Genomic DNA, 13,258 nt, shown 5'->3' with positions numbered 1-13,258 from the left:
CAGTTAATCTAGGCGAGCTGTTTGGAAGACGACCGCGGCCACATGGTGCGCTCGCGTGCTGGACGTGGTCACGGTGCGTTGACGGGATAGCAAAAACATGACCAGAGGTCTGGGCTTGAGTATCGGTGCGGTCAATGCGATTTCGGCGGTAGTCGCCGACGATCCGGCCAAGCCGACGGTGCGCACACGACGCACCGCACTGACATTCGACGACGCGGGTAGGCCCCGTATCGGCGCGATCAACGAATTCGCTTCGGCGATCACGGATTTCGCGGATCTGACCCGCGAGCCGGAGCCGATGGTGATGGGCGGACGGTTCTACTCGGCGACCAACCTGATCGCCGCGGTGGTCACCGGTCTGATCGAGCTGGCCGAACCGCCCGCCGGGATCGTGTTGACCTATCCGGCGGTCTATACCGACAAACAGGTCTCGTTACTCGGCCAGGCGCTGCATCTCGCGGGCGCCGGTGAGGTCCTGTTGGTGCCGGAGCCGGTCGCCGCCGCGGAATGGCTCGAGGTCGATCGCGGCCCACTGGAACCGGGCTTCGTGCTCGTCTACGACCTGGGCGCCACCAGCCTCGACCTCACCGTGCTGCGCGTCGGTCCCGACTGGCCGCACCACCCGATGGTCGGAACTCCAACGCGGTCCTCCGATTTCGGCGGTAAGCCGCTCGGCGAGATGGTCGCTCGCTACGCGGGCGATCCGGGTCCGGGCCGCGCGACCCAGACCCTCACCTCCATGGTGAACATCGACGCGCTGCGCGCCGAACACATCCGCGACACCTTCCCGCTGGTCAGCAAGAGCGTGTCCGCGGCGGGGCTGCGGCTCGCGGACCTGTCGCGCATTCTCGTGGTCGGCGGTGCCTCACGCCCGCCCGAAGTCGCCCGCACCCTCGCCGAACTCGGCGTTCCCCTCGTCACCGTCGCCGACCCCGGTCAGGTGATCGCCTCGGGCGCTGCGGGTTTGGCGGCTCGCACCTTCGCGCCGGAGCAGCAAACCGGTGGCCCGGTGCCGCACGTCGCGGTGTTCTCCAGCGCGGCAGTCGTTTCCGCGCTGGCCATGTCGGCGATGACCGTGTTCGGCAGCCCCTTCGACCCCGGCCTGATGCCGGTCCTCGACCGGTTCCCGGTCCTTGGCGCTCCCGCCGACGCGTTGCTCTACGACATGAGCGCCGACCTCCTCGCCGCCCGAACCGCAGGTCTGGTCAGCGATGTCGACCCGCTCAACGGCCGCATCCGGGTGGCGAGCATAGCCGCGGCCCGCAGCGCCTACGAGAACTTCATCGCCCCCGCGACCGCGCCCGGCGGCACTTCACGCCCCGGCGGAAGCGCCGACCGCGGCGCCCCCGGCCGCCTGGACGTCGGCAACGACTGCAAGTCGCCGATCCTCGCCCGCACCACCTACGGCGACCCGGCCCGCTTCATCAACCCCTTACCCTTCGGCCAACAGGCCGCCCAACCCCAGAACACACCGACCAGCCCCGGCGCTCCCGAACTTCCCCACGGCGGCCCGATCTCGAGCCCCGGCACCCCTGAAGTACCGGGCACTCCGACCTCGCCCGGCACTGTTCCCGCGGTAGGCACCGCGCCATCACCGGGTACGGCACCGATAGACGGCATGTCCACGCCGACCGGTGGCGCATCCACGCCGAGCACGGGCGGCGTCACGATCGACGTCGGAGGATCGGCCTCGACCGGTGGAACCGGCACCGGCACAACACCTTCCAGTCCCGGCGCTTCGACCGGCGGGGTTGGCGGCACCTCGGGCGGAACGCAGACCGGCGGTACGACTGACGGAGGTCACGCAGGCGGCTCGGCGGGTGGTGAAACATCTGGCGGCACAAACACTTCCGGTGGTGCAACCGGCGGTGGCGCGTCCGATGGCGGTGCATCGAACGGCGGCAGTGCCGGCGGTGGTGGTACGTCTGGCGGTGGATCTGACAGTGGCGCTTCCGGTGGCGGTGCATCGGGTGGCGGTGCTTCCGGTGGTGGTGCGTCGGGTGGTGGATCTGACAGTGGTGCTTCCGGTGGTGGTGCGTCGAGCGGTGGTGCGTCAGGCGGCGGCGCGTCCGGTGGTGGTGCGTCAGGCGGCGGTGCATCTGGTGGTGCGTCCTCCGGTGGCGGATCCGACAGCGGTGCGTCATCTGGTGGTGCGTCCGCCGGGGGTGCGTCATCCGCTGGTGGTGCGTCCTCCGGCGGTGGTGCGTCCTCCGCTGGTGCTTCCTCGGGCGGCTCCAAAGGTGGTGCATCAGCAGGTGGCTCTACCGGTGGCGGGGGTGGCGGCGGCGGTGGCGGGGGTGGCGGCTCACGCCGCTGACCATCGGCCACGCCCGTTGTGGCTCCGCCGCGACATCAGCGGGTCTTACTGCTGACGGGTCGGCCCCGCCTCGCCCGTGGGATGTACATCGGATAGGCGAGCGACGTCGGCCGCGAGAACTGGAAGCTCACAGCTTCGTCCACGCGGCCGACGGTGACACCGAAATGTCACTGAGCGCAGCTCACGCGCGAGGCGCATACCGCGACGGTGCGGCGATCGAAGAACTCGCCCATCCCTCATCCGCACAGCCCATGTCGCGGTCTCGCCGCGGCTCGAGCAGGTCTTGCCACGAGAGTCGGTGGCGCGGTTCGCTGCCACCGCGGTAGGTTCTTTGCGGTTCGGGGGGCCGGAGCGCCGGTACTGAAACCGGGGTGGGTGTCGGTGGGTGCGGGCACAATGGGGCGGTGGGTTTAGCTGGGGGAGCGCCGAAGCTGATTGCGCTCGATGTGGATGGGACCCTGCTGGCGAAGGGGGTCGATATCAGCGCGCGGGTGGGAGCGGCGGTGCGGGCGGCGGTGTCGGCGGGCGCGCATGTGGTGGTGACCACCGGGCGAACGGTGCTCACCACGCGTCCGGTGCTGAGCGAGCTCGGACTCGCCGAGGGGCATGCGTTGTGTTCCAACGGTGCTGTGCACATCGACGTGGCGCGTGGCGAGCCGGTCGCGGTTCAGTCGTTCGATCCGGGACCTGCCGTGCTCGCGCTGCGCACGCTGTTCCCAGCGATGATCTTCGCCGCGGAACAGGTGGGCGTCGGTACCTGGGCGACGGGGCACGGGCCGGGGGAGTTCTCGATCGGCGACTTCCAATTGGTCGACCACCGCACGCTGAGCAGTGTGCCGACCCCGCGCCTCAACGGCTGGTGGCCCGACGGCAGCCCCGACGAGATGCTGCGCCTACTGGAAACGTTCGATGTGCCCGAGGCGTCCTGGGTGCACGGTGAATACGGTCCATGGCTCACGGTTTCGCGGCGTGGTGTGTCCAAAGGCTGGGCACTGGAACAACTTCGGCTCCTCCTGGGCGTCGAGGCCGACGCGACTCTGGCCATCGGCGACGGCTTCAACGACCGGGAGATGTTGCGCTGGGCGGCACATTCGGTAGCGATGGCAGGATCGCCCGACGCGGTGCTCGCCCTCGCCGACGAGGTGACCGGTGACGTCAGCGAGGACGGAGTGGCCACCGTCCTCGAGCGCTGGTTCACCTGAGTGCGGTTGTCGCCACCGGTGCCACAGCCTGAACGTGGGCCCTAGGTCGACACCGACGCGGTCATCGCCACATAGTGGGGGTTCGCCATGATGCCGAGCACATTGCCGAACGGATCCAGCACCGCCGCGGTCGCGAACCCGGCGCCTTCGCCGCGTTCGGTGATCGGCTCGTACTCGGTGGCGCCGAGCTCGAGCAACCGGGCGAAGGTGGCCGCGAGGTCGTCGACCTGCCAGAACACGACTCCGCCCCCGCCCGGTGCATTGCGCGCGCCTGCCGGGGCATACGCGCGGTTGATGATTCCCAGCTCGGCTTGCAACGGCCCGAGCCGAAACTCGTAGTACCCGCCGGGTACCTCGTAATACGGCGCGATGCCGAGGAATTCGCTGTACCAGTCCTTGGCGGCGGTGAGGTCGTCGGCGTAGTAGGTGGTGGTGGCCATTCCGCGCAGCATGTCTGCTCCATTCGGTTGTCGCTTCGGTGTGACAACGACTTTGCCAGCTAAAGTGCTCACCGAATGAGCACTTTGTTCGGCAGAATTACCGAGTATGCGAGCGGACAGATTGGTAGCCACCCTGTTGTTGATGCAGGCACGCGGGCGGGTGACGGCCGCCGAGGTCGCGGCCGAGCTCGAAGTCTCGGTGGCGACGGCCCGCCGTGACCTGGAGGCCTTGTCGGCCGCGGGCATCCCGGTCTATCCGCAATCGGGTCGCGGGGGCGGGTGGTCGCTGATCGGGGGCGCCCGCACCGACCTGTCCGGACTGACGGCGGGGGAGACCAGGGCGCTGTTCTTGCTCGCGGGTCCGGCGGCCCAGGCCGCCCCCGAACTGAAGTCGGCCCTTCGCAAACTGGTCCGCGCCCTACCGCACACTTTCCGCGCCGATGCGGCCGCCGCGGCCGACGCGGTGGTGGTCGATCCGGCGCGGTGGGGTCGTCCCGATCCGCAAGCACCCGCGGTACTCGATACGCTGCGCCGCTCGGTGGTGGATCGCCGCCGCGTGCGCATCGAATACCTGCGCAAGGGGGAACGCACGGTCCGCACGATCGATCCGTGGGGCCTGGTCGAGAAGGAGACGGTCTGGTATCTCATCGCGGGCACCGACCGCGGGCAGCGAACCTTCCGCCTCGACCGTATCGCCGGGGCCATCACTCTCGACGAAACAGCCGAGCGACCAGCGGATTTCGATCTTCACGCGGAATGGGCTCAGATCGTCGAACGGATGGAGGGCCGGCGCGCCGCCGTTTCCGCGACGGTTCTCGTCTCCACCGAGCTCGCCCCCATCCTGGCCGATCAGCAGGGCCGCAACTGCACTCTGCTCGGCCCGGCACCCGACGGCCGGGTGCGAGCACAGATCACCGCCGATACCGCGAAGATGGTCGCCCGGCAGCTGGCGGGCTGGGGCGGCGACGTGGAGGTGGTCGGTCCTGCCGAGGTGAGATCCGAACTGGTCGCACTCGGCACTCGATTGGTGCACGACAACAGGTGAGAGCCGCATCGGCGGACAGGTCGTTGCCGACTGAGCAACGGGGTCTGTGCGGGGCGATCCTGCTTCGACCGCCCCGCCCCCACTACGACCTGTCGATGAGCGAGGCCAGCGACCTGACCACCTCACCGGCCACCACCGCGTGCCCACTCGTGGTGAAGTGGATGAGGTCCGCGCTCATCAGCTCGGGTCTCGACCGCAGCGGATGGTTCCAGAATTCGGTGAGCACCACATCGAATTCGGCGGCCACCGCCCGCACCACCTCGTTGAACGCGATCATCTGCGGCCGCATGGCTCGCATCGGGGCCATCCGCTCGACGGACCACACGTCGGCCACGGTGAAAATCGACAGCTGTGCCCCGGTGGCGGCCAGCGCGGTGAGGATCGTCGACAGATTCGTGCGCAGCTGATCGACGTCACCGCCTGCGGTGAACAGGTCGTTGCCGCCGCAACTGAGGTGCACGAGATCCGGTGCGAACTCCAGGATTTCGGCGAGCTGGCGGTCGATGACCTGACCGCTGGTCGCGCCGATCCGGCCCGTATTGCGATAGGCCAGTGTGGGATTCACCGAAGTGAGGTGTGCTGCGACCCGATCGGCCCAGCCGGTGGGAGCGTACCCGGGACTGGGGTCACCCGTCCCCGCGGCGATCGAATCGCCGAGTACCGCGAAACGCTGCCACGGTGCCCCCGCGAGCAACGCGGCGGCCTGCTCCGGCGCCAGTACCAGCGGATCATCGGCCTCGGCGGAGAACTGCACGGATAGTGGTGGACTGGAAGGCATGTCGATCTCCTCTGGTTCAGTCGGTCGAACGAGCGCGCGACGGCGCGGCAAGCAGCAGTGCGACAGCGAGGTTGATGGCCGCGCACACGGCGAACAGCAGGTGGAAGCCGCGAAGCGGGTCGTCGGAGGTCGACGAGAAGATGGCCGCCAGTACGGCGATGCCGAGTGCTCCGCCCACCTGCCGGGCGGTGACGTTCATCCCGATCCCGGCCGCGAACTGTTGCGGTGGAACAGAACTCGCTGCCGCGGTGCCGAACACCGTGACGACGATGCCGATTCCGCCGCCGCCGAGCACGCCCGCCGGAATCCACGCTGTCCACAGCGCGGGTTCGGGCCCGAAGGCGTCGGTGCTCATCCAGACCAGCGCCGCGGTCGACATCAGCGCACCGAGCACACCTACCCACCGCTGGCCTGCCGGTGTCGTAATCCGCCCGGTGACAACGGCGGTCACCATCGAGGCCACCGCGCCGACGGTCAGCGCCGCCGCCGATTCGAGGACGGAATAGCCCCAGACGGCATCGAGGAACAGCGGACCGGCCAGCAGCCACGCGAACATCGAGGCGCCGAACAAGAACGAACCCGCATTCGCCATGGCGAATTGCCGATCACGCCACAGTGCTACGGCGACAGCGGGATTGACGTGCCGACGGGAGCGAATCAGCGCGAACACGGTCAGCGCGAGACCGCCGAGCAACGCGACGAGCGTGCCCGGTGCGGCCCAACCCCACGACTGGCCTTCGGTGACGGCCGCGACGATCGCACCGAGCCCGATCGCGACGGCGAGCGTGCCGAGCGGATCGGGCAGCGTCGTCTCGCGGGAGCCCTGGTCGCCGCCGGGTAGCCGCAGTCCCGGCACGATCAGCGCCAACGCGATCGGCACATTGATCAGGAACACCGCACGCCAGCCGAACGCCTCGACCAACGCGCCACCCAGCGCCGGGCCGACCACCGCCGCGAAACCACCGGCGGCCGACCAGGCGCCGATGGCGGCGCCGATCTTCGCTCGTGGCGTGGCCTCCAGCACCAGCCCGAGTGCCGCGGGCACCATGAACGCCGCCGCGATGCCCTGCAGGACCCGACCGGCGATGAGCCAGCCCGCGCCGGGCGCCAGCCCGCACAGCAGCGAGGTGATGGCGAATCCGGCCAGTGCCAGCGCGAACAGGCGACGGCGACCCAGCGCGTCGGCGATGCGCCCGGCCGGGGTGAGCAGCGCCGCGAACGCGATCGCGTAGCCGCTGACGATCCAGGTCAACGTCCCGGTGGGGGTGCCGGGGTAGCTCAGGGCGATCGTCGGGAACGCGATGTTGACGACGGAGAGGTCGAGGAAGGCGATGAATGCCGCGCCAGAGGCGACGACGAGGGTGCGGCCCGCGGCGCTGCTGTCGGGAGTAGCTGTGCTGAGCGGATCTTCGGGCCGAGCTGACACGTCGGTCATGCGGAGTCCTTCGAGGGGAGAAATAAGAACGTACGATCGTTCGTAAATAAAAGTACGACCGATCGTTCGCCTTCGCAACCCCGCGGTGGAACAATGATGCGCATGACCCAGTTGACGGAACCGAGCGATCAGCGGTTGGCCAAGGGCGCCCGTGCGCGCGCCACCATCGCCCGGCGCGCCGCCGAACTCGCCTCCGTCGAGGGTCTCGACGGCCTCAGTATCGGCAGGCTCGCCACCGACCTCGGCATCAGCAAGAGCGGCATCGCCACCCTCTTCGGCACCAAGGAGGCGCTCCAACTCGCCGCCGTCCAGGCGGGGCGTGACATCTTCATCGAACGAGTCATCGCGCCCGGCCTGCGCGTGCCACGCGGTGGAACCCGGGTGCGCGCGATGATCGACGGCTGGTTCGCGCACATCGAGAATCCGCCCTTCCCCGGCGGCTGTTTCCGGGTGGCCACCCTCACTGAATTCAGCAGCAAGCCCGGCCCCGTGCGCGACGCCGTCGTCGCCGATCACGACTACTGGCTGTCCTTCCTGGCCGACGAGGTCCGGAAGGCTCAGGCCATGGGCGAACTCGCCGACGCCGACCCCGATCTGCTGGTCTTCGAACTGGACGCGATCGTGAGCGCCGCCAATGTCGCTCGCCAGACCGGTGATTCGGCCCGTGTCGAAGCGGCCCGTACCATCGCGACCCGCTTGTTGTCGGAAGCGCCGAGCGAAATTCAGCCTGGTCGGCTCTAGTCGGGCGGCCTGCCGGGCGCGTACTCACGTCTGATGCGACGAGATCCCAGCGCTCCGGCCAGGGCCGCTGCGGTCCGGTGTGTCATCCGGGTCTGGCCTGAATACGCGGACAGCGCCGCTACCGGTGTTGGTAGTGGCGCTGGTGTCCGGTGAGTCGAGGTCGTTGGCTAGGAGGTCGCGGCCTCGGATCAGTGCTGGTGTTCCTTCTTCGGCTGGGGTGTCGTGGTGAGGGTGAATGCGGCGGTACGGACGACATCGGCGTGCTTGAAGTCCAGGAACAGGCGGTAGGTCCCGGGGCCCGGAACCGCCGTGTGGAAGGTGACTTCGGGGCCCGAGGGCGTGATGCCGTCGCCGGGTTCGCCGTTGGGGTGGACGTGGACGTACGCGAGGTCTCCCGCGCGCAGGATGACGAGGTGGCCGAAAGCCGCCAGGTACGGCTGCAGATCCGTCACGGCCTCGCCGTTCTTGCGCACGGTGAGCGTCAGCAGATCGCCCTCGGCACGCAACTCACCGGCCACGGTCACCTGATAGCCGTCGACGTCGATGGCGCGGTTCACCGCTGGAACCGGCTGTGGCGCATAGTGTCCCGCGATCGCCAGATCGGCGCCGAGGGTGATGGTGCGGCCGAGTGCGCGCGGTGCGATATCGGTGAACACCCGATAGGCCCCGGCTTCGGGGAGGTCCAGCTGAATCGCCCACGTGCCGTCTGCTTCCCGCCGCGGGTGTACGTGCCAGAACCCCGTCAGCTCGCGACGCGCCACGATCAGGTGCAGTTCGCGATCGTGAATCGCGTCGAACTCGGTCACTGCCGACCCGTCCGGGCCGAGAATCCGGAATCGGAAGTCGATCTTGCCGGGCTCGGCGATCGTGGTCTCGAGGTCGAGGGTGTACCCGTCCTGCGTAATCCGCAGGCCCCCGGGCAGACCCGCATCGTGCCCAGCTGTGTGTGTGCCGTGTCCGGCGTGTGCGCCACCGCCGTGCTCGGTGTGGGCCTCGTGTCCTGCATGGGCGCCACCCTGCGGCGCGTGACCGCTGTGCAGGGCGTGCGCACCGCCGCCGTGTTCCGCGTGTCCGCCGTGCGCGGTGCCCTGTTCGACGTGACCGGGCTGGGCTGCGGGGTCGACGTGTGTGGTGTGTCCGGCGTGGGCGTTGGTGGTCATCGTTTCGCCTCTCTCAGTTCGCTGTGCGTTGATACGAACATATACCCCTGGGGGGTATGCGGTAAAGGGTGGAAGCCCTGTGAGCTGTGCCACCGTGGATGCCGAATCCGGTTGTGTCTAGAGACGCGATACAGGCGAACTTCTGGCCGTGTAGGTGAAGGCGAGGATTGTCGCGGGTGCGGATGTGGGCAGCGCGAACCTCGCGTTCACGTCCCGAACCGGGCGGAGTGGGCTCGCGCTGAATCGAGGGCAGTGCGACGGGCTACCCGTTCGGGGGCGCGACCAAGCGGCCCGGATCCGCTGGGCTCAGGCGGAGAGTACGAGCTCGGTGGCGACGGCAGTGTTGTATCGAGCCCAGATCACGTCGACCAGCGCGGAGTGCGCTCCGATGACATCGGCATGCACGACCTCGGGCGCGGCCGCGACCAGCCGGTCGGTGAGCAGCCCCGGCGCCAGAAACCACGGCGCGACGACGATGCGTTCGGCTCCGCGCGCCCGCAGCTGATCCACGGCACGCTCGATACCGGGTTCGACTGTCGCGAAGCACATTTCAGTAGGGCAGCCGGTCACGGCGGCCAGTCGTCGAGCCACCACCGCGGTCCGCCGATTGGCCGCGGCATCGCGCGAACCGACAGCGGCGACGGCGATTCCGACCGGAGTATCACGCAACGGATCGGTTGCGGCAGCGAACGCACCGGGAACAGCGGGGACCAACGGTGTGACCAGGTCGGGGAGCAGGGGAAGACGGCACGAGAGTGCGACTCGGTCAGCCACCGCGGCGATGAGCAGTGGATCGGGGCCGAGTACCGCTGCCTGGGTGAGTCGCAGCCGGGGATGACGGCGGCCGGCCTCGGCCAGTAGCGCCGGAAGGTCGACCCGCGCGTGAAAAGCGTTGCCCAGCAGGAGCGGAACGACGATCACGTCGGTGTGGCCCTGGGCGGCGAGGTCGTCGACCACCTCGTCCACCGTGGGCGTGCTGAGATCCAGAAAAGCCAGCCGGACCGGGATGTCGGGCCGGGCAGCGGCAACGTCGGCGACCACGGCCGCCATGGTCGCCGCCGAACGCGGATCGCGGCTGCCGTGGGCAACCGCTATCAACGCGGGCCCGCCTGCGCCGCGCGGCACCGGAACGGCACCACGCGGCGGAGCGGGCAGGCGATACATCAGACCGCGGTACCGACCTCGACCGAGGTCAGCACGTCGCCGACCAGGCCGGCCGCGAGCGTGTTGCCACCGGCGGGGTCGATCAGCAGGAACGACCCGGTGTGCCGGTTGGTGCGGTAGTCGTCGGCCGGGATCGGCTCGGCCAAGCGCAGCGAGACGCGACCGATGTCGTTGAGCTCCAGCGACTCCGGGCTGGGCTGTGCGGTGAGCGTCTGCTCGTCGAACCGCTCCACGAGCGCGCCGACGATGGCCTGGGTGGTCTTGGCGCCGTGCTTGAGCAGCAGCCGGGCGCCGGGACGCAGACCCTTGTCACCGAGCCAGCACACGGTCGCGTCGAAGGTGTCGATCGACTCCGGCGCGTCGTGCACCGAGGCGATGATGTCGCCGCGCGAGATGTCGACCTCGTCGGCCAGGATCAGCGTCACGCTGCGCCCGACCTGCGCGACGGCCAGTTCGCCGTCCGGGGTGTCGATGCGCTCGACGGTGGTCTTCTTACCCGAGGGCAGCACCACGATCTCGTCGCCGGGCGACACCGAACCGGCCGCGATCTGACCCGCGTAACCCCGGTAGTCGGGGTATTCGGCGGTGCGCGGACGGATCACGTACTGCACCGGGAAACGCAGACCCAGCGCGTGCGTGCCGGTCGAATCAGCGTCCACCGGAACGGACTCGAGGTGCTCGATCAGCGACGGGCCGTCGTAGTACGGGGTGTTCTCGGAGCGGCTGGCGATATTGTCGCCGTGCAGCGCCGAGACCGGGATCTCGATGACGTCCTCGGAAGCCCAGCCCAGCTTCGAGGTGAGCTCGTTGAACTCGGCGGAGATCTCGGCGAACACCTCGGCCGGGTTGTCGACCAGGTCGATCTTGTTCACCGCGAGCACCAGACGCGGCACACCGAGCAGTGCCAGCACGGCCGCATGGCGACGGGTCTGCTCGATGACGCCCTTGCGCGCGTCGGTCAGCAGGATCACCAGCTGCGCGGTGGACGCGCCCGACACCGTGTTGCGGGTGTACTGCACGTGCCCCGGCGTATCGGCCAGCACGAAAGACCGCTTGGGCGTGGCGAAGTAGCGGTACGCCACGTCGATGGTGATGCCCTGCTCACGCTCGGCGCGCAGGCCGTCGACGAGCAGTGACAGGTCCGGTGTGGACAGTCCACGGTCGACCGAGGCGCGGGTGACCGCGTCGATCTGATCGGCCAGCACGGACTTCGTGTCGTAGAGCAGCCGTCCGACCAGCGTGGACTTGCCATCGTCGACAGAACCGGCGGTGGCCAGCCTCAATAGGTCGGACATCAGAAATAACCCTCTCGCTTGCGGTCTTCCATGGCGGCTTCGGACACACGGTCGTCACCGCGAGTAGCACCGCGTTCGGTCAGTCGTGACGCCGCGACCTCGGCCAGGATGGCCTGGTTGTCGGCGGCGTCGGAGATGATGGCGCCGGTGGTGGAACCGTCGCCGACGGTGCGGTAGCGCACCGAACGGGTCTCGAGGACCTCGTTCTCGTTCGGGCCACCCCACACTCCGGGCGTCATCCACATGCCGTCGCGGGAGTACACCGGACGTTCGTGCGCGTAGTAGATCGACGCCAGGTCGATGTCCTCGCGGGCGATGTAGCGCCAGATGTCGAGCTCGGTCCAGTTGCTCAGCGGGAACACCCGCACGTGCTCACCCGGCGCGTGCTTGCCGTTGTAGAGGTTCCACAGCTCGGGGCGCTGACGCTTCGGATCCCACTGCCCGAAGGCGTTGCGCAGCGAGAAGATCCGCTCCTTGGCGCGCGAGCGCTCCTCGTCGCGACGACCGCCGCCGAAGACCGCGTCGAAGCGGTGCTCGGTGATGGCGTCGAGCAGCGGCACGGTCTGCAGCGGGTTACGGATGCCGTCGGGACGCTCGGTCAGGCGGCCGTCGGCCAGGTACTCCTCGACCGAGGCCACGTGCAGGCGCAGACCGTAGCGCTCGACCACCTTGTCGCGGAATTCGAGCACCTCGTCGAGGTTGTGGCCGGTGTCCACGTGCAGCAGTGTGAACGGCAGCGGCGCGGGCCAGAAGGCCTTGAGCGCCAGGTGCAGCAGGACGGTGGAGTCCTTGCCGCCGGAGAACAGGATCACGGGACGCTCGAACTCGCCCGCGACCTCACGGAAGATGTGGATCGCCTCGGATTCCAGCGCCGCGAGGGTGTCGAACTCGGTGAGGCCGAGTTCGCGTTCGGTGGTGTTGGTACTCACAGGCTCACTCCCGGTGGTGGTGATGGTCATGATTGGTGCAATCCGCATTCGGTCTTGGCGATACCGGCCCAGCGGCCGCTGCGCGGATCGGACCCCGGCTCGGGCTTGCGCGTGCACGGCGCGCAGCCGATGGACGGGTAACCCTCCTCCACCAGGGGATTGACGAGAATGCCGTTGGCCTCGATGTAGGCCTGCATCTCGTCGTCGGACCACGGTGCGATCGGGTTGATCTTCACCAGGCCGAAGGCTTCGTCGAACGAGATCAGCGGCGCGTTGGCGCGGGTGGGCGCCTCGACGCGGCGGATGCCGGTGATCCACGCGTTGTAGCCGCTCAGCGACTTCTTCAGCGGGACCACCTTGCGCAGCCGGCAGCATTCGGCGGCGTCACGGGCGAACAGATCCTTGCCGAGCAGTTCGTCCTGCTCTGCGACGCTCGCCTCGGGGCGCACGTTCACCACGTTCACCCCGTACACGGCCTCGACCGCGTCGCGGGTGCCGATGGTCTCGGCGAAGTGGTAGCCGGTGTCGAGGAACAGCACGTCCACACCGGGACGGGTCTGCGCGGCCAGGTGGACCAGCACACCGTCCTGCATGTTCGAGGCGACGATGTAGCCGTTGCCGAAGACCTTGTCGGTCCAGGCGATCAGGTCGGCGGGCGAGGCATCGGGGCCCAGCTCGGCCGCACCCTGCTCGGCGAGCGCGCGCAATTCGGCCTCGGACAGTTTGGCCGCGAGATTCGTGGTCACAGTGGG

Annotated in this window: 12 protein-coding genes; 4 read left to right on the top strand and 8 right to left on the bottom strand. The window is 68.8% G+C overall.

Annotated features, from left to right (window positions below; all coding sequences use genetic code 11):
* Positions 1–97: 97 nt before the first annotated feature.
* On the top strand, positions 98–2,317 hold the full coding sequence (locus ACWF99_RS31510) for an Hsp70 family protein (RefSeq protein ID WP_452538168.1): 2,220 nt from the start codon (positions 98–100) through the stop codon (positions 2,315–2,317).
* A gap of 404 nt (positions 2,318–2,721) precedes the next feature.
* Positions 2,722–3,519 carry an HAD family hydrolase gene (locus ACWF99_RS31505; protein WP_378637467.1) on the top strand — a complete coding sequence of 266 codons (798 nt, stop codon included), beginning with the start codon at positions 2,722–2,724 and terminating at the stop codon, positions 3,517–3,519.
* A gap of 41 nt (positions 3,520–3,560) precedes the next feature.
* Here the strand turns inward: ACWF99_RS31505 and ACWF99_RS31500 are convergent, their stop codons facing one another.
* Positions 3,561–3,971, bottom strand: a complete 411-nt coding sequence (locus tag ACWF99_RS31500; RefSeq protein ID WP_379224995.1) for a VOC family protein — start codon at positions 3,969–3,971, stop codon at positions 3,561–3,563.
* 94 nt (positions 3,972–4,065) lie between these two features.
* Between ACWF99_RS31500 and ACWF99_RS31495 the strand changes: the two genes are divergently transcribed.
* Positions 4,066–5,004: a helix-turn-helix transcriptional regulator gene (locus ACWF99_RS31495; protein WP_452538167.1), complete on the top strand. Its 939-nt coding sequence runs from the start codon at positions 4,066–4,068 to the stop codon at positions 5,002–5,004.
* Positions 5,005–5,086: 82 nt separating this feature from the next.
* Here ACWF99_RS31495 and ACWF99_RS31490 read toward each other — a convergent pair whose 3' ends face one another.
* Entirely contained in the window at positions 5,087–5,782 is a 696-nt protein-coding gene (locus ACWF99_RS31490; protein WP_378637474.1) for an SGNH/GDSL hydrolase family protein, read from the bottom strand.
* A gap of 16 nt (positions 5,783–5,798) precedes the next feature.
* On the bottom strand, positions 5,799–7,217 hold the full coding sequence (locus ACWF99_RS31485; RefSeq protein ID WP_378637476.1) for an MFS transporter: 1,419 nt from the start codon (positions 7,215–7,217) through the stop codon (positions 5,799–5,801).
* A gap of 102 nt (positions 7,218–7,319) precedes the next feature.
* On the opposite strand from ACWF99_RS31485, the gene ACWF99_RS31480 reads away from it, so the two are divergent.
* Positions 7,320–7,958, top strand: a complete 639-nt coding sequence (locus tag ACWF99_RS31480; RefSeq protein ID WP_378637478.1) for a TetR/AcrR family transcriptional regulator — start codon at positions 7,320–7,322, stop codon at positions 7,956–7,958.
* Positions 7,959–8,146: 188 nt separating this feature from the next.
* Here ACWF99_RS31480 and ACWF99_RS31475 read toward each other — a convergent pair whose 3' ends face one another.
* The 5 genes from ACWF99_RS31475 to ACWF99_RS31455 form a co-directional block, all read right to left on the bottom strand.
* On the bottom strand, positions 8,147–9,118 hold the full coding sequence (locus tag ACWF99_RS31475; RefSeq protein ID WP_452538166.1) for a hypothetical protein: 972 nt from the start codon (positions 9,116–9,118) through the stop codon (positions 8,147–8,149).
* A gap of 306 nt (positions 9,119–9,424) precedes the next feature.
* Complete coding sequence (locus ACWF99_RS31470; RefSeq protein WP_452538165.1) at positions 9,425–10,282, bottom strand: sirohydrochlorin chelatase; 858 nt, start codon at positions 10,280–10,282, stop codon at positions 9,425–9,427.
* The gene (locus ACWF99_RS31465) at positions 10,282–11,577 is read right to left on the bottom strand and encodes a sulfate adenylyltransferase subunit 1 (RefSeq protein ID WP_452538164.1); all 1,296 of its coding nucleotides are present in this window, start codon (positions 11,575–11,577) and stop codon (positions 10,282–10,284) included. The genes ACWF99_RS31470 and ACWF99_RS31465 overlap by 1 nt, the downstream gene beginning before the upstream one ends.
* Positions 11,577–12,554: a sulfate adenylyltransferase subunit CysD gene (gene cysD / locus ACWF99_RS31460; protein ID WP_266298608.1), complete on the bottom strand. Its 978-nt coding sequence runs from the start codon at positions 12,552–12,554 to the stop codon at positions 11,577–11,579. The genes ACWF99_RS31465 and cysD overlap by 1 nt, the downstream gene beginning before the upstream one ends.
* Positions 12,533–13,252, bottom strand: a complete 720-nt coding sequence (locus tag ACWF99_RS31455; protein ID WP_378657243.1) for a phosphoadenylyl-sulfate reductase — start codon at positions 13,250–13,252, stop codon at positions 12,533–12,535. The genes cysD and ACWF99_RS31455 overlap by 22 nt, the downstream gene beginning before the upstream one ends.
* Positions 13,253–13,258 lie beyond the last annotated feature (6 nt).

This window comes from Nocardia sp. NPDC055002, from assembly GCF_053608825.1.
Note: the sequence above shows the minus strand (reverse complement) of the source record. Positions and strands in the feature narration are given on the sequence as shown.